This window comes from Cellvibrio polysaccharolyticus (assembly GCF_015182315.1).
In the GTDB taxonomy this organism is placed as follows: domain Bacteria; phylum Pseudomonadota; class Gammaproteobacteria; order Pseudomonadales; family Cellvibrionaceae; genus Cellvibrio; species Cellvibrio polysaccharolyticus.
In genome coordinates this window covers 2,907,639-2,928,382 of record NZ_PRDL01000001.1, presented here as the reverse complement: position 1 = coordinate 2,928,382, position 20,744 = coordinate 2,907,639, and the positions used below count along the sequence as shown (strand labels likewise).

Genomic DNA, 20,744 nt, shown 5'->3' with positions numbered 1-20,744 from the left:
CTCCTTTCCCTCCGTTAACCGGCTCATACCGAAAAGCTGCTGCTATGACAACACTGGCCTGCTGATATTCCCGCCTTTTCGGATTATTTTACCGGTCGGTACAAAAATTCGTTGACAGGGTTTTGCGGATCTATATATTACCGATCGGTACAAAACAGATTTCTGCGGCAGCCCGACCGTTGGCGCAGTTTAAAAATGGAGACATTGGTCATGAGCACGAAACACTTTTTCAAAACCCTGGTGTTGGGGAGTATCGCAAGCCTGGTGTTGGTTGCTTGTGGCAATCCGGAAGTTGCCAGTCAGGCGGGTGCGCCTGCCGCGCCGCAGGTGAGTGTTGCCGAAGTGGTGCACGAGCGCATTACCGAGTGGGACGAATTTACCGGCCGCCTTGAAGCGCCGCAAACGGTCAGCCTGGTGCCCCGGGTATCGGGTTATATCGAGCAGGTCAATTTTATTGAAGGCACCCTGGTTAACGAAGGCGACCTGTTGTTTCAAATTGATTCCCGGCCCTTTGCTGCTGAAGTGGCGCGTTTGAAAGCGGAGCTGGATGGCGCGCTGAGTGCGCAATCGCTGGCGGCGAATGATCACCTGCGGGCAGAACGTCTGGTCAGCCAGCGGGCTATTTCAGCCGAGATGTTTGAATCGCGTCTGGCCCGCAAACAACAAACCGCGGCAGCGGTTGCGTCGGTAAAAGCCGCCCTGACCCGTGCCGAGCTGGATCTTGCTTACACCCGCGTAACGGCGCCGATCAGCGGACGCGTTTCTTACGCCGAAGTGACCGCAGGCAATTACGTTACCGCCGGTCAAAGCCAACTTACCAGCCTCGTTTCTACCGAAAAAATGTACGCCTGGTTTGATGTAGACGAGCAGACCTACCTGAAATACGCGCAGTTAACGCAAGACGGCAAGCGTGTGGATGCTCGCGATAGCACCGCCAACCCGGTGTATATGGCGTTGGCAACCGATAACACGTACAGCCACCGCGGCAGTGTGGATTTTGTCGATAACCGCATCAATGGGCAAACCGGCACCATTCGTATTCGCGCCAGTTTCGCCAATCTGGATAACCAATTGGTGCCAGGTCTTTTTGCCCGTATCAAGCTGGTAGGCAGCGATTCCTACGAGGGCATTCTGATTGATGAAAAAGCCATCGGTACCGATTTGAACAACAAATTCGTGCTGCTGGTAAACGCTACCAATCAACTGGAATACCGCGCTGTACAACTGGGCGAAAAAGTGAATGGCTTGCGTGTGGTTCGCACTGGTCTGGCGGCTAACGATCGCATTGTGGTGAATGGTTTACAGCGGGTTATGCCCAATATGTTGATAGACCCCAAATTGGTAGAGATGGCAACGGCAGAACAATTGGCCAGCTTGCGCGACACCCAACAACGTCTGGACGCCGGTGAAGCAACCCTCACTGCCCAGGCTGACGTGACCCCGAGTCGCGGTTAAGGAGCTGAGGGATGTTTTCACGATTTTTTATTAACCGGCCGATTTTTGCGGCGGTTATCTCGCTGTTGTTTTTTATCACCGGGGCCATTGCCGTTTGGCAATTGCCGATTACCGAATACCCTGAAGTGGTACCGCCGACGGTGGTGGTTACCGCCAATTACCCGGGCGCCAACCCGAAAGTTATTGCTGAAACCGTTGCATCACCACTGGAACAGGAAATCAACGGTGTGGAGGATATGTTGTACATGTCCTCCCAGGCGACCTCCGATGGTCGCATGACACTCACCATTACCTTCGCCATTGGTATTGATGTAGACCGCGCACAAACCCAGGTGCAAGCGCGGGTAGATCGCGCCATGCCACGTTTGCCACAGGAAGTGCAGCGTTTGGGCATTGTTACGGAAAAATCCTCGCCGGATTTGACCATGGTGGTGCACCTGACTTCACCCGACAATCGCTATGACATGTTGTATCTGTCGAATTACGCAGCGCTGAATGTTAAGGATGAACTGGCCAGAATTGATGGCGTCGGTGCGGTTCGTTTATTTGGTGCGGGCGACTACAGCATGCGCATCTGGCTTGACCCCAATAAAGTGGCTGCGCTGGGTTTATCGCCGGTGCAAATTACTGCCGCTATCCGCGAGCAAAATCAGCAGGCGGCAGCTGGCAGTTTGGGTGCGCAACCCAGTGGCGAAGCCGATTTTCAATTGCTGATTAATGTTAAAGGCCGCCTGGCAACCGTTGAAGAATTTGAAGATATTATCGTCAAGGTGGGTGCCAGCGGTGAAATTACCCGTTTGAAAGATATCGCCCGTGTTGAACTGGGTGCGTCTACCTATGCTTTGCGCTCGTTGCTCGACAACAAAGATGCGGTAGCTATCCCGATTTTTCAGGCGTCCGGTTCCAATGCCATTCAAATTTCTGACAACGTTCGCGCCAAAATGGCTGAGTTGGCAGAGGGGTTTCCCGATGGTTTAAGTTACGACATCGTCTACGACCCCACGGTATTCGTGCGCGGTTCTATTGAGGCGGTTGCCAAAACCTTGCTTGAGGCTGTGTTGCTGGTGGTGCTGGTTGTGGTGCTGTTTTTGCAAACCTGGCGTGCTTCCATTATTCCATTGGTGGCAGTGCCGGTTTCGTTGGTGGGTACCTTTGCCTTTATGCACATCATGGGTTTTTCATTGAATGCGCTGTCGCTGTTTGGTCTGGTGTTGGCCATCGGTATTGTGGTGGACGATGCGATTGTGGTGGTAGAAAACGTTGAGCGAAATATTGGCGATGGTTTAACGCCGGTTGAAGCCACTAAAAAAGCCATGAAAGAAGTAACCGGGCCCATTGTTGCTACCACCTTGGTACTGGCCGCGGTGTTTATTCCCACAGCATTTATGTCGGGCCTGACCGGTCAGTTCTACAAGCAATTCGCGTTGACCATTACCATTTCCACATTCATTTCTGCTATCAACTCGCTCACCTTGAGTCCGGCTTTATCGGCGTTGTTATTGAAAGGCCATCACGAGAAAAAAGATGCGCTGACTCGCGGTATGGACAAGCTACTGGGCGGCTGGTTGTTCCAACCCTTCAACCGCTTTTTTGCGCGCTTGTCGAACAGTTACGGCTGGGTGGTGAAAAAAGTGATTCGCTTTGGTGGCATTGTCGGCATTCTGTATATCGGTTTGTTGGCGGTGACCGGTCTGCAATTTGCCTCAACGCCTACCGGTTATGTACCGGGGCAGGACAAACAGTATCTGGTGGCCTTCGCCCAATTGCCGGACGCCTCATCACTGGAGCGTACCGATGCAATTATCAAGGAAATGTCTCGTATTGCCCTTGAGCAACCCGGTGTTGCCAACTCGGTAGCTTTTCCTGGATTGAGTATTAACGGCTTCACCAACAGCCCTAACAGCGGCATTGTTTTTACACCGCTGGATGACTTTAGTGAGCGTACTGACCCGTCGTTGTCAGCCAATGCGATTGCTGCCGAGTTAAATAAAAAATTCGCAGCTATTGAAGGTGCCTTTATCGCCATCTTCCCTCCGCCACCGGTACAGGGTTTGGGTACTATTGGCGGTTTCCGGTTGCAAATTCAGGACCGCGCCAACCACGGCTACGAAGCGCTGTATGAAGTCACCATGCAAGTGATGCAAAAAGCCTGGGCAACACCGGAGCTGGCGGGGGTGTTTTCCAGTTATCAGGTCAATGTACCGCAGCTGGATCTTGATATTGATCGCACCAAAGCCGCTCAGCAAAACATCGCGATGGATGAAATTTTCCAAACCCTGCAGACTTACATGGGCTCGGTCTATGTGAATGATTTCAACCAGTTTGGTCGTACCTACCAGGTGAACATGCAGGCAGACGAGCAATACCGGCAAACGGCAGCGCAGATCAGTCAACTCAAGGTGCGCACGCTGCAAGGTGAAATGGTGCCGCTGGGTTCCTTTATTCATGTAACGGATAGCGCAGGGCCGGATCGTGTTATGCACTACAACGGTTTTACTACCGCCGAAATTAATGGCGGTGCTGCACCGGGTTTCAGTTCCGGCGAGGCGCAGGCAGCGATTGAAAAAATTCTGGCAGAAACCTTGCCCAACGGCATGAGTTACGAATGGACAGAACTGACCTATCAGCAAATTCTTGCAGGTAATGCCGGTATGTTTATTTATCCGCTGGTTATTTTGCTGGTGTTTATGGTGCTGGCTGCGCAATACGAAAGTTTAAGTTTGCCGCTGGCGATTATTTTGATTATCCCGATGACTTTGCTGTCGGCATTAAGCGGTGTATTGCTGTACGGAGGTGACAACAATATTTTCACCCAGATTGGATTTATTGTTCTGGTCGGTCTGGCCACCAAGAACGCGATTCTGATTGTAGAGTTTGCCAAAAGCTTGCAAGACAGCGGTATGGATGCAATGACAGCCATTCTTGAAGCGGGTCGCCTGCGGTTACGCCCCATTTTGATGACTTCGATTGCTTTTATTATGGGTGTAGTGCCGATGGTATTTTCCAGCGGTGCCGGTGCGGAAATGCGGCAGGCAATGGGTGTGGCGGTATTTGCCGGCATGATTGGCGTCACCATATTCGGTTTGCTACTCACGCCCTTGTTCTATTACACACTGGCTCGTCGCAGCGAAAAGCGCGCGCAACAAAACAAGCCTGGTATTACGGATACTGCGGTAGAGGTGACTCATGGTTAAGTTAAAAACACTATCGGCCGCGGTAGCCATGGTTGTTGCCCTTAGCGGTTGTGCGGTCGGGCCGAATTACCAGACACCGGATCACATTGCCGGAGCAGCAGTGAATGTTGACTACCAGCAAGCCGTATCGGCAAAAAACTGGTGGCAAGCATTTGACGATGCCACCTTGAACCAGTTGATTGATGTTGCCTTGCAGGAAAACCGCAACCTCGCCCAGGCGCGTGCCAATGTAGACCGCGCTTATGCGGTCTTTCGTGATACCGCTAATGATCGTTATCCGAACGGCTCGGTTGACCTGGGTTATCAATCCACCGAAAACCCGACCTTGTCACCGGCGGATGACGGGGTGATTACACGGGGCTATCAAACCGGTTTGAATTTAAGTTGGGATGTGGATTTATTCGGCAAATTACGCCGTGCCACAGAAGCTGCTGAAGCGCGTGCGCAACATGCCGATCTTTTATGGCATGACGCGCAAGTGCAATTGATCGGCCAGGTGGCTACCAGCTACGGAGAATATCGCGGGGCGCAATTACGCTTGCAAGTCGCAGAGCAAAATTTGAAAAACCTGCAACAAAGCCGCGCGATCGTACAGGCACGCCTGGAAGGCGGTATGGCTTCCGAACTGGAACTGGCGCAACTGGATGTGCAGTTTTATCAAATACAGTCGGCTGTTCCTGAATATAGGGAATTGGTGCTGAGAGCTGAGTCCACCTTGTCGGCTTTATTGGCAAAGCAACCTGGCCAGTTACAGCTTGATGCAATAACCAGCTTGCCCGAACTGAAACAGCCGGTCGCGGTAAAAGCCGGAGAAAATTACCTGCGTTACCGCGCTGACGTTGCCGCTGCCGAACGCTCGCTGGCTGCCAGCACGGCGGCTATCGGAGTGGCAACGGCGGATTTGTACCCGAGCCTTTCGGTGGGTGGTTTTCTCGGGTTCTTATCCACACCCGATTTAACACTGGAGCGGGAAACACGCAGCTGGTCAGTCGCCCCCAATCTGAGTTGGCAGCTGGCCGATCTGGGTTCTGTAAAAGCCCGCATCCGGGTTGCCAAAGCAGAATCACAAATGGCGTTGGCGCAATTCGAGCAGCAGGTTTTCAATGCGATGAACGACATGCAATTGTCGGTCAATAGCTATAATCTCAGCCGCGAGCAACAACTCAGTACCGAACAACAATGGCAAGCCAGCCAGCGCGCGCTGGATATGGCGCGCAACCGTTACGACGCTGGCTCCGGTGAGTTTTTATCTTTGCTGGATGCCGAACGCGACATGCTAACCAGCAGCGACCGACTGGCGCAGCTACAGCAACAAACCTTTGTTCGTCTGGTGGCGATTTATCGGAGTTTTGGTGGCGGGATAGCGTTGATTCAGACCGACAATATGGGGCTTCATATTTCAGCTCGATAACACGCGAGACATTCACACACAAAAACGTCGGCACAAACCGACGTTTTAACTACGAACAATGTCAAAGTTGGCACAATGCAAGTTTGGCATCAGGGTGTTGGTTCCAAAACAGTCGAGTCATGGATGACTCGTCAGAGCTACACGGACGTATACATGCGTTTTTGGAACCAACACCCTGATGACGAACGGACAGAATAGCATCTGCCGTCCTTCCTGAAGTATTCATTATTTATCGAAACGCTCGATCCTGAAGCATTCTTTCTACATATTTCATCCGTTCTTCCAACAACGCCGTGCGGTGAAAACTGCCCTGTGCCAGCTTCAATGCATTGCGCAACTGAATTTGTGCGCGGTCGTAAATACCGTTAAGAATAAAATATTCGGCACGGGCTTCATGCACACCGAGAATATTCCCGGCAAGCCCATTCACCTCGGCCAGCAAATACCACACGTAATCATCGGTACTGCGGCGTCTTGAATAGCGCTCCAGCACCTCCGCGCAGCGTTGGTAATCACCGGATTTCATCAGCGCTTCGGCATAACGAATCGTCAGTGGGTGATTGTCCGGATTCTTTTCAAGCAAATCTGTCAGTGTTTTTAAAGCTTTGGGATATTGCGCATTTGCCACTTCAATATCGGTAGCCATAATCTGGTAAGTTAAATTATCCGGCTCTTGCTCCAGCAATGGCTTCAATGCTTCCATTGCCTCTTTGTGTTGCCCGGCCAGGTTATAGGCAAGGCTCAAGCCGTAACGGCTGGCATCCGGCGCGGCACTTTCACCTTCCACTTCACCTTTTAAACGGCGCACGGCCAGTTGCGGTGTTTCTTCGGAATACACCCGGATGCGCGCGCGCATCAACTGAAATTGCGGATTGTCTTCATAGGCTTTGCGTGGATAGTGCATGGCCCGGTTGCGGGCGTCAGCCACACGGCTTTCGGTAACCGGGTGGGTCAGCAAAAATTCCGGCGGGCGACGGCCATAGCGTACGCCGCGCAGCATTTCTTCAAACATTTCCGAGGCGGCATAGGGGTCAAGGCCAGCCTGAATCATGGTCTGCATGCCGATACGGTCAGCTTCCTGTTCATTTTGGCGGCTGAACCGCAGGCGGGCATCCAATGCGGCGGCCTGAGTAGCGCTCAGTGCAGCCATCCCCACATCACCACCCTGGCTGCCGCTGCTGGCCAATAACACCAGACTGGCGAGCATGGCGGCATAAAAAGGCACGCTCATTTTCTTTTCCTGCTCCAGCTGACGGGCATAGTGCCGCTGGCTAAGGTGAGCAAGTTCGTGAGCGAGTACGGAAGACAGCTGGTTTTCAGTCTTGGCGTAGGTCAACAACCCGGTGTGAACGCCAATAATGCCGCCCGGTACCGCAAAGGCGTTCATGGTGGCGTTTTGCACCAGTACCAGATCCAGTTGCTTGTTATCCAGCTGGCTGTGCGCCGCGAGGCGGTTCAGCAGGGTTTCCAGATAATCAATAATCAGCGGGTCAGAGGACGTGGGCACCTGACTGCGGTACAATCGCAGCCAATTTTGCCCCAGCTGACGCTCCTGTGAGGGAGAAATCATGCCGGAACTGGTGTCGCCCAGCATAGGCAGGCGCATGCCGTCGTCTTCGTCGACAGCGTGGGCGTTGCCTGACAGCGAGGCCAGCGCACCACCGGTGATGAAAAGGGCAGTCATCAGGGATTTGCGAAAAACACGCACAGTGAGTAAAGCTCCTGTAAACAACGAATGTAACGAATCGAACAAAGGCCGCTGAAATCGGACGGGTACATTAGCGTTTTTGTCTTTCAATGGCTATTGCCAGTTGATTCTGACCGAAAAGGTGCCATTTTGTTCAGCGTGGCAGCCGCCTCCGGCGCGGTTGCTCTTTTCCCGATGTGGCAGGAGGGTGTAGTCTGTGGCTTTAAATGACGAGTTGCCCATGGCGCCAGTGGATGGTGTCAGGGCTGATGTACTGGTCGATGCGCGCGATCTGCGCTGTCCCTTGCCGTTATTGCGGTTGCGCCAATCACTGCGCGACGCCCCTGTCGGGCAATTGCTGGAGTTACAGGCAACCGATGCGGGCTCGGTGCGTGATGTTGCAGCCTATGCCCGTTTAAGCGGTAACACGCTGGAGGCATTTCAGGAGCGGGAAGGGGTTTTCCACTATTGGTTAAGGCGCGTCACCTGAGAGGATGAACGGTGTCGCACACACCTTGAAGAATATGAACAGGCAATTCTTTGGCGGGAGGGGCTAAAGGGTTGCTTCAGGTCCCGGCAGTATCAGCCGGTTGATCCGTGAGCAGGCAGGTTTGAAATACGCATGAAGAGTCAAAATGTTCAGTATGGTGAACAGGCTATCCGCCGTTATGGATGGCTGTTGCCGATTTTGCTTTCCATATCGCTCTTTGCTGGCGTTGTCAGGGCAGAAGAGGCGCCCGTCGCCCTGCCGGAAGTGGCTGAGACGGCTGATGAAGTTGCCGGGTTGAGCGAAGACGACGGCGATGAAATCGAGGTGACGGAAGATGAGCTGGTCGACGATGAACCGGCTGAAGACGAGCCGCTGATTGAGGTTAAAGCCGTATTTCCGGTTACCAGCAGCCCGGAAGATCCCCGCCAATACCGTTATCTGACACTCTCCAACAATTTGCGCGTGTTGTTGATCTCCGACCCGGCTACCGAAAAGTCGGCGGCAGCGCTGGATGTGCATATCGGCCATAACCAGAATCCCTGGAATCGCCCCGGGCTTGCCCATTTTCTCGAGCATATGCTGTTCCTGGGCACCGCCAAATACCCGCAAGCGGGTGATTATTCCGCTTTTATTGCGCAGCATGGCGGGCGTTACAACGCCTACACCGCTGCCGAGCACACCAATTATTTCTTTGAAGTAGACAGCGCCCATTTTGAACCGGCCCTTGACCGCTTTGGCTGGTTTTTTATTGCCCCTTTGTTTGATGCCCGTTATGTCGAGCGCGAGCGCAACGCCGTTGATTCAGAATACCGCATGCGTTTGAAAGACGATGGGCGGCGCACGCTGGATGTTTATCGGGAATTGATGAACTCCAATCACCCGCTGTCCGCCTTTACCGTGGGCAACCATGAAACCCTGGCCGATGCGGACGAAGAAACCATTCGCGACGAGCTGATTCGTTTTTATCAGCGCTATTATTCCGCCAGCCTGATGTCACTGGTCATTCTTGGCAAAGAACCGCTGGATGAATTGCAGCAAATGGCGATGCCGATCTTTGGTCGTATTCCTACCCATTCGGTGTCTTTGCCAGCAACCTATCCGGCGATGTTTCGCAGCGATTTCCTGCCCGCTAAAGTGGACATCAAACCGAAAAAAGAATTGCGACAGTTAACGTTTCTCTTTCCGGTGCCGGATGTAGATGTTAACTACCGGAAAAAACCTTACGAATTTATCGCCCATTTATTAGGTCATGAAGGTGAGGGCAGTCTGCTGTCATTTTTGCGTCAGCTGGGTTGGGCGGAATCACTCAGTACCGGTGTCGGTTTGAAAAGCCGCCACGATGGTTTGTTTCAAATCACTATCGACCTCACCGAGAAAGGCTGGAAAGCCAAAGGGCAGATTCCGGTGGTGGTGTTTCATATGATTCGACAGCTGGAAACGCGCGGTCTGAAAGAGTGGCGCTACCAGGAATTGCAGCAGATGGCGGATATCAATTTCCGCTATCAGGAAAAAATGCCACCGATGGATACCGTGCGCCAATTGGCGCCTGCCATGCATGTATACACCCCGGAAGATACCTTGCTGGGCGACACGGTTTTTAAAAGCTACGATGAAAAACTTATTCGGCAATCGCTCGGCTGGTTGCGTGCGGATAATGTATTACTGGCAGCGGTTGCCCCCGACGCTATTACCTCGCGCTCTTCCCGTTACTATCAAACGCCATACGCTGCCGATTCCTGGGTTATTGAAGAAGCGGAAGTAAAGCCCTCCATGCGCAAGCGACTTTTCTTCCCGGAAGAAAACGTATTTATTCCGGCGCGGCTGGAAGTTCGCTCCCGACCTTTACTGCCTTCGCCGGAAAATGCCTCATCTGAAGAGCAGGTTGCCGCGCCGCAACGGGTGCTCAGTAATCAACGTGCGCAAGTGTGGTTTCAGCAGGATCAGGTGTTTGATGTACCCCGTGCCCATATGTATTTGCGGGTAAAATCTCCGCTGGTGGCGCGCGATGCCAGTGGTGCAGCCCAGGCAGCCTTATTTGCGGCGCTGGTAGAAGACCAATTAAATGAATTCAGTTGGCCGGCAAAATTGGCCGGGCTGGATTATTCGCTCACGGCAAATGCTCGCGGTTTTGATCTGCATATTGCCGGCTACAGTAATCGTCAGGGTTTGTTGCTGAATAAAATCGCCGAAAGTATTCGCAAGGCGCAATTCACGCCGGAGCGTTTTGCCATTCGCAAAGCTGCACTGTTGCGTGAGTGGAAAAACCGTGATCACAATGCGCCATATCAAGTGCTGTTGCCGAAAATTGCGGCGTTGCAAGTCAGCCCTTTCTGGAATGACGATGCGCTGGTGAAAGCGCTGGAAAATAAAACCTGGGAGCAATTCCGTCAGTTTTCCCAGGTTATTTTGCGCGATGCCAATCTCGAAGCCTTGTTCTACGGTAATTTGTTCCGGCAAGAAGCTATCAAGCTGGCGTCGCTGGCAGAGCACCAATTGTTGGGGGTGAGAACCGGTCGTACGCCGCCATCCACTAAAATTGTGCAGTTATCACCCGAGGGCAGGCCCTGGCTTTATCGTCAACCCATACAGCACAACGACAATATTGCGCTTTTGTACACGCAGGCATTGAATGACACCGTTTATGACGCGGCCCACATGCAGGTGTTGCGACAAATTTTGCAGCCGGCTTTTTTTGATCAGCTGCGCACCGAAAAGCAGTTGGGTTATGTGGTAAGTCTGGTGCCGCTCCCTTTGCGCACGCTTGAAGGCAGCGCGTTTGTGGTGCAATCACCCAGCACCGCCGAGGCCGGGCTGGTGAGTGAAATTGAAGATTTCCTGGTCGGGCAAAAAACGTCAATTGCAGCACGGCTTAATGAAAACCGGGAAGCGATATCGCGTCGTTTACGCGAACCGTCCCGTTCGCTGGCAGAGCAGGCGGATCGATTCTGGAATGCGATTGCGAATGGCGATTTTGATTTTCAGCGCCAGGCGTTGCTGGCTGAGGCGGTTGATGCTGTCACCGAAGAAACGCTGGCTGAATACTACCAGGCCGCTATGCTTAACAGCGCCCGGCGCTTGTGGTTAACCTCGGATCGTATGCCGGTACCGGAAGGCTTCCGGCCGGTAGAAGAGGTGACAGAGTACCGTGCCGAACAGAGTGCGCTGAGTTATCCCTGATGTATTTAATGTGAATTGGCCGCTGAGGTTTGGCGGCTATTTCAGGGCTGTCAGTGCACTGAAGGGTGCAATTGATATTCTATTGCAGTTGCCAGATGGCGATTTGTGGTAAAAAATGCGCCACGCCAGAGGCGTTACCGATAGTGGCATTCGTCGATTGTCGTTCGGAATGTTACATGAAGTATCACTTGCCGGGATAAAAGCTATCTGTCAAGTACTGGTAAAAAAGGACTAACTATGTAAGAATTCGGCGATTTTTGCGCTACCCGGCAAGCGCACCGCTACTAATAAAGCTACAGAAATCAATGACTTCTGTATAAATACAAACGGCGGTATAACCCTTTCCAACTTCCAACACTTATTACTATCGCGACATTTATTATGTGCCAAAGCGCGCATGGTTGAGGAGATTTGAATGCTAGAAGATATCGATGCCATTGAAACGAAAGAATGGCTGGATGCCTTGGGATCAGTTGTTCGTCATGGAAGTAAAGAACGCGCAGCGTTCTTGTTGAAGCAATTGTCCGAAGCAGCAGCAGATCATGGCATCGCACAGCCTTCTGCTATTACCACTCCTTATCGCAATACCATTCCGCCGTCTGCGGAAGTTACACCGCCGGGTGACCGGGCTCTTGAGCGCAAGATTCGCTCCATTATTCGCTGGAACGCGATGGCAATGGTGATGAAAGCCAATAGCAATGATGATGCACTCGGTGGCCATATTGCGTCTTTCTCATCCGCAGCCACGCTGTACGATGTAGGTTTTAACCACTTTTTCCGTGGTAACAACGATGGTCCGGGTGACCTCGTTTATTTCCAGGGCCACAGCTCGCCCGGTATGTATTCCCGCTCTTTCGTTGAAGGTCGTCTGACTGAAGACGACCTCGACAATTTCCGTCGTGAAGTGGATGGCAAAGGCCTGTCCTCTTACCCGCACCCCTGGTTGATGCCCGAATACTGGCAGTTCCCGACAGTATCCATGGGTCTTGGCCCGATCAAGGCGATCTATCAGGCGCGTTTTATCCGTTACATGCAGGCGCGTGAACTGATTCCGACCACTGACCGTAAAGTCTGGGCATTTTTGGGTGACGGCGAGTGTGATGAGCCGGAAAGCCTGGGTGCTATCGCGTTGGCCGGTCGTGAAAAACTGGACAACCTGATTTTCGTGATCAACTGTAACCTGCAACGTCTGGATGGCCCGGTTCGCGGCAACGCCAAGATCGTTCAGGAGCTGGAAGGTGTTTTCCGTGGTGCTGGCTGGAACGTCGTTAAAGTTCTGTGGGGCAGCAACTGGGATCGCCTGCTGGAAAAAGACAAAACCGGCCTGCTGCAAAAGCGCATGGACGAAGTTGTTGACGGCGAGATGCAAAACTACAAAGCCAACGGCGGCGCTTACACCCGTGAGCATTTCTTCGGTAAATACCCGGAGTTGCTGGAGCTGGTTGCCGATATGTCAGATGACGAAATTCTGCATCTGGCGCGTGGTGGTCACGATGGTCGCAAGGTGTACAACGCCTACCTCAATGCAACCACCACCAAAGGCAAGCCGACTGTTGTACTGGCGCAAACCGTTAAAGGTTACGGCATGGGTGCTTCCGGTGAAGCTTCCAACGATACCCACTCGGTGAAAAAACTCGATATCGAGAGCCTGAAAAAATTCCGTGATCGCTTCGAATTGCCGATCAGCGATGAAGATCTGCCGAAGCTGCCTTACTACCGTCCGGCCGATGACAGCCCCGAGATGCAGTACCTGCAATCCCGTCGTCAAACTCTGAGTGGTTACCTGCCGTCGCGTAAAGCAGATTTTGAATCCCTGCAAACCCCTGAGCTGGACGCTTTTGCGGCCCAGTTGAAAGGTACCGGCGAGCGTGAAATTTCTACCACCATGACCTTCGTGCGTATTTTGTCTGCACTGGTCAAGGACAAGAGCATCGGCAAGCAAATCGTGCCGATTGTTCCTGACGAAGCACGTACTTTCGGTATGGAAGGTATGTTCCGTCAAATCGGTATTTATGCATCTGAAGGTCAGAAGTACACCCCGCAAGATGCTGGCCAGATCATGTTCTACAAGGAAGACACCAAAGGTCAAATCCTTGAAGAAGGTATTAACGAAGCCGGTTCCATGTCTTCCTGGATTGCTGCAGCAACATCCTACAGCAACCATCAGGTACCGATGATTCCGTTCTACATCTACTACTCCATGTTTGGTTTCCAACGTATTGGCGATCTGGCGTGGGCAGCGGGCGATTCCCAGGCGCGCGGCTTCCTGTTGGGTGCAACCGCCGGTCGTACTACGCTGAACGGTGAAGGCTTGCAGCACCAGGACGGTCACAGCCACGTATTGGCTAACACCATTCCCAACTGCCGCACTTACGATCCGAGCTATTCCTACGAAGTCGCTGTTATCGTCCAGGACGGTATCAAGCGCATGTACCGCGACAAGGAAAACTGCTTCTACTACATCACCTTGATGAACGAAAACTATCAGCACCCGGATATGCCGGAAGGCGCTGAAGAGGGCATCATCAAAGGTATGTATTTGCTGGAACAAGGCGCTGGCAAGAAAAAGAACCGCGTACAATTGATGGGTTCAGGCACTATTTTGCGTGAAGTTCGTGCAGCAGCTGAAATTCTGCGTAGCGAATTTGATGTTGAAGCGGATGTCTGGAGCGTAACCAGTGTGAACGAACTGACCCGTGATGGTCAGCGCGCTACCCGTTGGAACCTGCTGCACCCGACTGAAGCAGCACGCAAGCCGTTCATCACTCAACAGCTTGAAGGCCGTGAGGGTCCGGTTGTGATCGCAACCGACCACCTGAAAACCTACGCAGAACAGCTGCGCGCCTACATTCCGGGCGACTACACTGTACTGGGTACCGAAGGTTTCGGCCGCAGCGATTCCCGTGCAAAACTGCGTTTCTTCTTCGAAGTTAACAGCCACTTCGTAGTGATTGCAGCGCTGAAATCGCTGGCTGATCAGGGCAAAATCAAAGCAGACGTGGTCGCCAAGGCCATTACAAAATTTGGTATTGATCCGGAAAAAGCGGATCCGATGAGCGTGTAAAAACTGTCGCCCTTTCTTCTGAAAGGGCGATCTTGTTTATAGCCATCGGTTTATACGCCATCGGCGCTTTGCTTTTCTCAAGCAATTACGCCCGTGGCGCAGCCGTTTTTGTGATCAACGATAAAATTGACAAGAGGAATTAAAGTGGCAATCCAAACGATTAAAGTCCCCGATATCGGTGGCTCTGAAGGGGTTGAAGTCATCGAAATCAGCGTAGCCGTGGGTGATGTTATCGCCCTTGAGGATTCCATTGTTGTTCTGGAAACCGATAAGGCATCGATGGAGATTCCGGCCTCTGCCGCTGGTAAAGTTACTGCCATTAAAGTCAAAGTGGGCGACAAGGTTTCTGAAGGCGCTCTGCTGATCGAAGTTGAAGCAGAAGGTGCTGGCGAAGCGCCAGCAGCAGAAAGCAAGCCTGCCGCCGAACCGGCTGCACAGCCAGCTGCGGCAGCACCGGCTCCGGCCGCCGCGCCAGCCGCTACTGCAGAACAACCGATTACCGTACCGGATATCGGCGGCTCTGAAGGCGTTGAAGTTATCGAAATTATCGTTAAAGCCGGTGATGAAGTGGCTGAAGGCGACTCGTTGATCGTGCTTGAAACTGACAAGGCATCCATGGAGATTCCTTCGCCAGCTGCTGGCAAGATCGTCAGTATCAGCCTGAAAGTAGGCGATAAAGTTTCCCAGGGTTCTGCCATTGGTGTAATTGCCGCCGCAGGCGCTGCACCGACAGCCGCTCCGGTTGCTGCTGCTCCAGCCGCCGCTGCTCCAGCTGCTGCCAAGGCAGAAGCTGCCCCTGCACCGGCCAAAGCTGCCGCTGCTACAGAAGAAGTTGCTCAAACCGGCGACGTTTATGCTGGCCCGGCTGTTCGTAAACTGGCTCGTCAACTGGGCGTTGATCTCGGCAAAGTGAGTGGCAGCGGCCCGCGTGGTCGTTTACAGAAAGATGACGTGCGTGGTTACGTCAAGCCTATCGTTGTTGCTGCTCAATCCGGTGCGCCGGTTGGTGGCGGTTCAGGTATTCCGCGTGTACCAGCAGTTGATTTCTCCAAATTCGGTGAAATCGAACTGGTCAAAATGAGCAAAGTGAAGAAAATCACTGCGGACAATATGACCCGCAACTGGCTCAATGTACCGCACGTTACCCAGTGGGATGATGCTGACATCACCGACCTGGAAGCTTTCCGTAACAGCCTGAAAGCCGAGGCAGAAAAGCGTGGCAGCAAGCTCACTCCGCTGCCTTTCCTGCTGAAAGCTGCTGCAGCGGCGCTGCGTGCCGAACCGAGTTTCAATGTGTCACTGCATCATGACGGTGAGCACATTGTGCAGAAGAGCTACGTGCATATTGGTGTTGCGGTAGATACACCTAACGGTCTGATGGTTCCGGTCATTCGTAACGTGGATCAGAAAGGTTTGTGGGAATTGTCTGACGAGTTTGCCGGTATCGTGAAAAAAGCACGCGATGGCAAATTGACTCCGGCGGATATGCAAGGTGGTTGTTTCACCATCTCCAGTCTGGGTGCAATGGGCGGTAATGGCTTCACGCCAATTGTAAACGCGCCGGAAGTTGCAATTCTGGGTGTTTCAAAAGCTCAAATGAAACCGGTCTGGAATGGCAAGGAATTCCTGCCGCGTAATATGCTGCCGCTGTCTCTGTCTTATGACCACCGTGCGATCAACGGTGCCGACGCTGGCCGCTTCTTTACCTTCCTGACGGCCACTATCGCTGATGTCAGACGCTTGTTGCTGTAATAGCGTTTGATTAACAGTGAGTGCAAAAAAGCCGACCTTGTGTCGGTTTTTTTGTGCCCGTCAGTTTTGGCAAAGCACAGGCGTAAAAAAGCCAGCGTCCGAAGAGGCTGGCTGAAATTGAAAATCTGATGATGACTATTTACGGGGGCGGCATGAAATTACCGCAGCGAGTAATCACTCTTCCGGCTCTTCCGTTTCGCCAGATTGCGAGGGAACCCAGCCGCCAAGTTCACGCCAGCGGTTTACGATGTAGCAAAACAAATCTGCAGTTTTTTCTGCATCGTAAGCAGCGGAGTGCGCCGCGCTGTTGCTGAATTCAATATTGGCTGCGCGACAGGCTTTGGCCAATACGGTTTGACCGAATGCCAGGCCAGCCAGGGTGGCGGTATCGAAGCAGGAGAAGGGATGAAAAGGGTTGCGTTTGATCTCGCAACGCTCCACCGCCGCATTGACAAAGCCCAGGTCGAAGTGGGCGTTGTGTCCTACCACCACCGCTCGGGTGCAACCGTTTTCCTTGACGGCGCGGCGCACTGCCTGGAACAAATCGGTCATTACCATCAATTCCGGTTCGGCCATGCGGTCCGGGCTATCGAGGTCAATGCCGGTAAAATCCAGCGCTGCCTGTTCGATGTTGGCGCCTTCAAACGGGTCAACATGAAAGGAAAAGGTTTCGTGGCGATGCAGATTGCCATCTTCATCCATGCGCAGGGTGACCGCGGCGATTTCCAGCAGTGCATCGCTACGGGCGTTAAAGCCTCCGGTTTCGACATCGATGATCACCGGCAAAAAGCCGCGAAAGCGATTGGCGAAAGGGACGTTTGGATCTCTGGCGTTTTCGGGTAAATTCACAATAATCCCTTAGTTTTGACGCTGCCAGCGCAGTGTTTCACCCGCCCGCAGAGGAACCAGTGGTTCGTTGCCCAGCTGCAGCTCATCCGGCATTTGCCAGTCGCGTTTGATCAGGGTGATGGTGTCAGTGTTGCGCGGCAGGCCGTAGAAGTCTGCCCCGTAGAAGCTGGTAAAGGCTTCCAGTTTGTCGAGTGCACCGGCATCTTCGAAGGCTTCGGTGTAAAGCTCGATAGCGGCATTGGCAGTATAGCTGCCAGCACAGCCGCAAGCGGCTTCCTTGCGGTGACGGGCATGAGGTGCCGAGTCGGTGCCAATAAAAAATTTCGGGCTGCCACTGGTGGCGGCCTTGATCAGTGCTTGCTGGTGCGTATTGCGCTTGAGAATAGGCAGGCAATAGTAGTGCGGACGAATACCGCCAGCCAGCATATGGTTGCGATTGTAAAGCAGGTGGTGGGCGGTAATGGTCGCGGCCACGTTCTCTGCGGCTTCGCTAACAAACGCGGCGGAATCGGCGGTAGTGATATGTTCAAGCACCATCTTCAACGCCGGGAAATCTTTCACAACCTTGCTGAAGGTGCGCTCGAGAAATACTTTTTCCCGGTCAAAAATATCAATGCTGCTATCCGTCACTTCTCCGTGCAGCAAAAACAGCATGCCTTCGCGTTGCATGGCTTCCAGCACCGGGTAAATCTTATTCAGGTCGGTAACGCCGGAGTCGGAATTGGTGGTGGCGCCAGCCGGGTAAAGTTTCGCAGCGCGAATGCCGGCGGCTTTGGCGCGGGCAATCTCGGCGGGGTCGGTATTGTCTGTCAGGTAGAGTGCCATTACCGGTTCAAAATCACTGCCAGCGGGGCGAGCAGCCAGAATGCGGTCGCGGTAGGCGAGCGCATTGTCGGTGGTCATGACTGGAGGAACCAGATTGGGCATTACCAATGCGCGCTGGAAGCTGTGAGCTGCATCGTGAACGGTTCTGGACAGGGCATCATTATCCCGCAAGTGGATGTGCCAATCGTCCGGACGGGTAATGGTCAGCGTTTGTGTCATGGGAGTATCCGGGTATTTGCCGTCAAAAATGGTTGCATCCTATCAAAATCAACGGTAAAGCGCAGCCGCTGTTGGTCGATATGAAGGGTAATGCCTTTTTTATACGGCCCGGGAAGTGTATTTCGCGATCGAGCCACCGGAGAAACCTCAAGCCGCATGTACCGTTTTTTGATCTTTTACCTGACGCTGGGTCTGTTGGTTATCGGTGTGGATAGCCGGTCGGCCGTGGCTGCCTCCTACCGCAGTCCGCTGGTCGATGTTCAGTGGTTGCAGGTGTTTTCTGCTTATCGCTGCGAGCTGCGTCAGCCGCTGGGCATTCAAGGAAATGCCGGTTTCGAGCGTCAGGCAGAGGCGGCGGATACTTTTTTTCTTCGCCTCGCCCGGGGCGAGCCGCTCACCGGTTCGTTCAGTGTGCACGCTCTGCCACCCGCCTGGCGAAATACATCGGAAGGCGTATGGCTGGGGGATTTGTATCTGGATCGCCAAAGCCGTGGCAAGGGAGATGTGGTGGCACAGATGCGCAAGGCGCTGGAGCAGCATCAACGCATCTGGCTGCAGCCTTCCGTGGCTATGCAAGGTGTTGTTCCGGTCAGCATCACCCTTGAGCCTATGCATTTTAAAGCGGCAGTGGCGGGGTGGAACACGTGTGTAGCCGAGCTGCAACCCGGTTACGAGCAACTTCAGCGCACCACCATTTTTTTTCCGGAGGCGGACGCGGCTCTCGCCCCGGGAGAATTGCGCAAACTGAACAATATCGCGGGCTGGTTGCGTCAGGACCGCAGCATTACTGCTGTTTACATCGATGGGCACACCGACAATATCGGTAACACGGCCGACAATTTACAGTTGTCCAGAAAGCGGGCGCAGTGGGTTGCCGGGTATCTGGCAGAGCAGGGCGTGGACAAGCAGCGCCTGCTGATTCGTTGGCACGGCGAGCAATATCCGGTAGTAGCGAACTTTGATGCGACCAGTCGTGACCGCAACCGGCGCGTCACTGTGCGTCTGGAGCGCCGCGTGTCCTCGCCATAAATTTTCCTCTGGCTGACACGGGGTGGTTTGGAATTTATTGTCGTCTGTCCGGTCATAACGCCAGGCAGATGGCATCCGGCTCCACTGGTGATGTCGCTCGCCAATAGACTCGGGCCGTATTGACACTGGTTTTATTGCGCGCCTGGTATCTGTGGTTACAAGAGGTAAATATCGCATGTTGGATGCTGGTAAAAAATGGGTCAGTCATTTGTTGTTGGCCGGATTGCTGGTTGTTGCGTCTGCTTCGTTACAAGCGCAGAACCTCCCCGAATTCACCGATCTGATAGAAAACAGCTCTCCCGCTGTGGTCAAAATTACCACCACGGCCAGCACCGCCGGTCGCTCGCCGATGAGCCTGCCGCAGTCGCAGCAAATTCCTGAAATTTTTCGTGAACTGTTTGAGCAGGACAACATGCCCGAGCGTCATGGTGGTGCCATGGGTTCCGGATTTGTGATTTCCGAAGACGGTTACATTCTCACCAATAACCATGTCATTGAAAGCGCCGATGAGATTACCGTGCGCTTCATCGATCAGCGTGAATACAAAGCCGAGCTGGTGGGTAGCGACTCCCGTTCCGACCTTGCCCTGCTCAAAATCGACGCCGACAAGTTGCCGCTGCTGAAGTTTGCCAAAGCAGACAGCTTGCGCGTTGGCCAATGGGTGGTCGCGATTGGTTCGCCGTTTGGTCTCGACTACTCGGCCAGCGCCGGTATCGTCAGTGCTATTGGCCGTAATATTCCCTCCGAGCGCAACGAAAGTAACTATGTGCCTTTCATTCAAACCGACGTGGCCATCAATCCGGGTAATTCCGGTGGCCCGCTGTTTAATCTGCAAGGCGAAGTGGTGGGCATCAACTCCCAAATCTACACCCGTGGTGGTGGCTCGATTGGTTTGTCGTTTGCCATTCCTTCCTCAGTCGCTGAAGAAGTGGTTGACCAGCTGCGTGAAAAAGGCCGGGTTGATCGCGGTTGGTTGGGTGTGGTGATTCAGGGGTTGAGCCGCGACCTCGCCAGTTCCTATGGTTTGGATAAGCCGGTGGGTGCGTTAATTGCGGATCTGGAGCCGGAGGGTCCGGCAGCCAAATCCGGTATGCAAGCCGGTGACCTGATCCTGAAATTCAATGGTCGCGATGTTAAAACCCAATCGGATTTGCCGTTCCTGGTGGGGCAAACCACCCCGGACAGCAAAGTGCCGGTAGAGATTTTACGTAAAGGCAAAAAACAGACATTGCAGGTGCAGGTGGGTGTACTGCAAGTGCAGGACGCGCCCAAAGTGGCTGTCAAAACCGAGCCGGATGCGGCCCCGGATGTGGACAAGCTGGGCTTGGTGGTTGAGCCGGTTACAGAGCAAAACCGCGGCCGTAACAGTGTTACCACCGGTGTACTGGTGCGTCAGGTGAAGCCGGACAGCCCGGCCGCGCATGCCGGTTTAATGGCGGGCGATGTGATTGACCAGCTGGCGTTCAGCGACATTACTACGGTTGAGGATTATCGCAAAGTAGCCGACGGCATTGCAAAAAATGCCCCCCAGGCGATTCGCTTCTTCCGTAATGGGCGGCCGGTTTTCCATACCATCACCTTGAAATAAAGTG

General features: G+C 53.3%; 12 protein-coding genes. 9 read left to right on the top strand and 3 right to left on the bottom strand.

What is annotated here, in order from left to right:
- The first annotated feature begins 210 nt into the window (after positions 1 to 210).
- Genes C4F51_RS12500 through C4F51_RS12490 form a run of 3 tightly spaced genes read left to right on the top strand, consistent with a single transcriptional unit; the run spans position 211 to position 6,060 of the window.
- Complete coding sequence (locus C4F51_RS12500; RefSeq protein ID WP_193910273.1) at positions 211 to 1,455, top strand: efflux RND transporter periplasmic adaptor subunit; 1,245 nt, start codon at positions 211 to 213, stop codon at positions 1,453 to 1,455.
- Between the two features lie 11 nt (positions 1,456 to 1,466).
- Complete coding sequence (locus C4F51_RS12495) at positions 1,467 to 4,649, top strand: efflux RND transporter permease subunit (protein ID WP_193910271.1); 3,183 nt, start codon at positions 1,467 to 1,469, stop codon at positions 4,647 to 4,649.
- Entirely contained in the window at positions 4,642 to 6,060 is a 1,419-nt protein-coding gene (locus tag C4F51_RS12490) for an efflux transporter outer membrane subunit (RefSeq protein WP_193910269.1), read from the top strand. The genes C4F51_RS12495 and C4F51_RS12490 overlap by 8 nt, the downstream gene beginning before the upstream one ends.
- A gap of 229 nt (positions 6,061 to 6,289) precedes the next feature.
- Here the strand turns inward: C4F51_RS12490 and C4F51_RS12485 are convergent, their stop codons facing one another.
- Positions 6,290 to 7,768, bottom strand: a complete 1,479-nt coding sequence (locus C4F51_RS12485) for a M48 family metalloprotease (RefSeq protein ID WP_328701369.1) — start codon at positions 7,766 to 7,768, stop codon at positions 6,290 to 6,292.
- A 196-nt stretch (positions 7,769 to 7,964) separates the two neighbouring features.
- Here C4F51_RS12485 and C4F51_RS12480 point away from each other — a divergent pair, with 196 nt between their 5' ends.
- The 4 genes from C4F51_RS12480 to aceF all read left to right on the top strand — a co-directional run bounded on the left by C4F51_RS12480 (position 7,965) and on the right by aceF (position 16,230).
- Positions 7,965 to 8,237, top strand: coding sequence for a sulfurtransferase TusA family protein (locus tag C4F51_RS12480; protein WP_328701368.1), 273 nt, complete (start codon positions 7,965 to 7,967; stop codon positions 8,235 to 8,237).
- 132 nt (positions 8,238 to 8,369) lie between these two features.
- The gene (locus C4F51_RS12475; protein WP_193910267.1) at positions 8,370 to 11,414 is read left to right on the top strand and encodes an insulinase family protein; all 3,045 of its coding nucleotides are present in this window, start codon (positions 8,370 to 8,372) and stop codon (positions 11,412 to 11,414) included.
- Between the two features lie 415 nt (positions 11,415 to 11,829).
- Positions 11,830 to 14,478, top strand: a complete 2,649-nt coding sequence (gene aceE, locus C4F51_RS12470) for a pyruvate dehydrogenase (acetyl-transferring), homodimeric type (protein ID WP_193910265.1) — start codon at positions 11,830 to 11,832, stop codon at positions 14,476 to 14,478.
- A 144-nt stretch (positions 14,479 to 14,622) separates the two neighbouring features.
- On the top strand, positions 14,623 to 16,230 hold the full coding sequence (gene aceF, locus C4F51_RS12465) for a dihydrolipoyllysine-residue acetyltransferase (protein ID WP_193910263.1): 1,608 nt from the start codon (positions 14,623 to 14,625) through the stop codon (positions 16,228 to 16,230).
- 174 nt (positions 16,231 to 16,404) lie between these two features.
- On the opposite strand, the gene rnt is transcribed toward aceF, so the two are convergent.
- Both rnt and pyrC read right to left on the bottom strand, forming a co-directional pair.
- Positions 16,405 to 17,079, bottom strand: coding sequence for a ribonuclease T (rnt, locus tag C4F51_RS12460; protein WP_193910261.1), 675 nt, complete (start codon positions 17,077 to 17,079; stop codon positions 16,405 to 16,407).
- Positions 17,080 to 17,088: 9 nt separating this feature from the next.
- Entirely contained in the window at positions 17,089 to 18,123 is a 1,035-nt protein-coding gene (gene pyrC / locus C4F51_RS12455; protein ID WP_193910259.1) for a dihydroorotase, read from the bottom strand.
- Positions 18,124 to 18,279: 156 nt separating this feature from the next.
- On the opposite strand from pyrC, the gene C4F51_RS12450 reads away from it, so the two are divergent.
- Positions 18,280 to 19,152: a MotY family protein gene (locus C4F51_RS12450; protein ID WP_193910257.1), complete on the top strand. Its 873-nt coding sequence runs from the start codon at positions 18,280 to 18,282 to the stop codon at positions 19,150 to 19,152.
- Between the two features lie 175 nt (positions 19,153 to 19,327).
- Complete coding sequence (locus C4F51_RS12445) at positions 19,328 to 20,740, top strand: Do family serine endopeptidase (RefSeq protein ID WP_193910255.1); 1,413 nt, start codon at positions 19,328 to 19,330, stop codon at positions 20,738 to 20,740.
- Positions 20,741 to 20,744 lie beyond the last annotated feature (4 nt).

What these genes read in the sequence shown, in the direction of transcription:
- C4F51_RS12500 (WP_193910273.1), top strand. Translation starts at nt 211, where the DNA reads ATGAGCACGAAACACTTTTTCAAAACCCTGGTGTTGGGGAGTATCGCA.
- aceE (WP_193910265.1), top strand. Translation starts at nt 11,830, where the DNA reads ATGCTAGAAGATATCGATGCCATTGAAACGAAAGAATGGCTGGATGCC.
- C4F51_RS12445 (WP_193910255.1), top strand. Translation starts at nt 19,328, where the DNA reads ATGTTGGATGCTGGTAAAAAATGGGTCAGTCATTTGTTGTTGGCCGGA.
- C4F51_RS12450 (WP_193910257.1), top strand. Translation starts at nt 18,280, where the DNA reads ATGTACCGTTTTTTGATCTTTTACCTGACGCTGGGTCTGTTGGTTATC.
- C4F51_RS12495 (WP_193910271.1), top strand. Translation starts at nt 1,467, where the DNA reads ATGTTTTCACGATTTTTTATTAACCGGCCGATTTTTGCGGCGGTTATC.
- C4F51_RS12490 (WP_193910269.1), top strand. Translation starts at nt 4,642, where the DNA reads ATGGTTAAGTTAAAAACACTATCGGCCGCGGTAGCCATGGTTGTTGCC.
- C4F51_RS12475 (WP_193910267.1), top strand. Translation starts at nt 8,370, where the DNA reads ATGAAGAGTCAAAATGTTCAGTATGGTGAACAGGCTATCCGCCGTTAT.
- pyrC (WP_193910259.1), bottom strand. Translation starts at nt 18,123, where the DNA reads ATGACACAAACGCTGACCATTACCCGTCCGGACGATTGGCACATCCAC.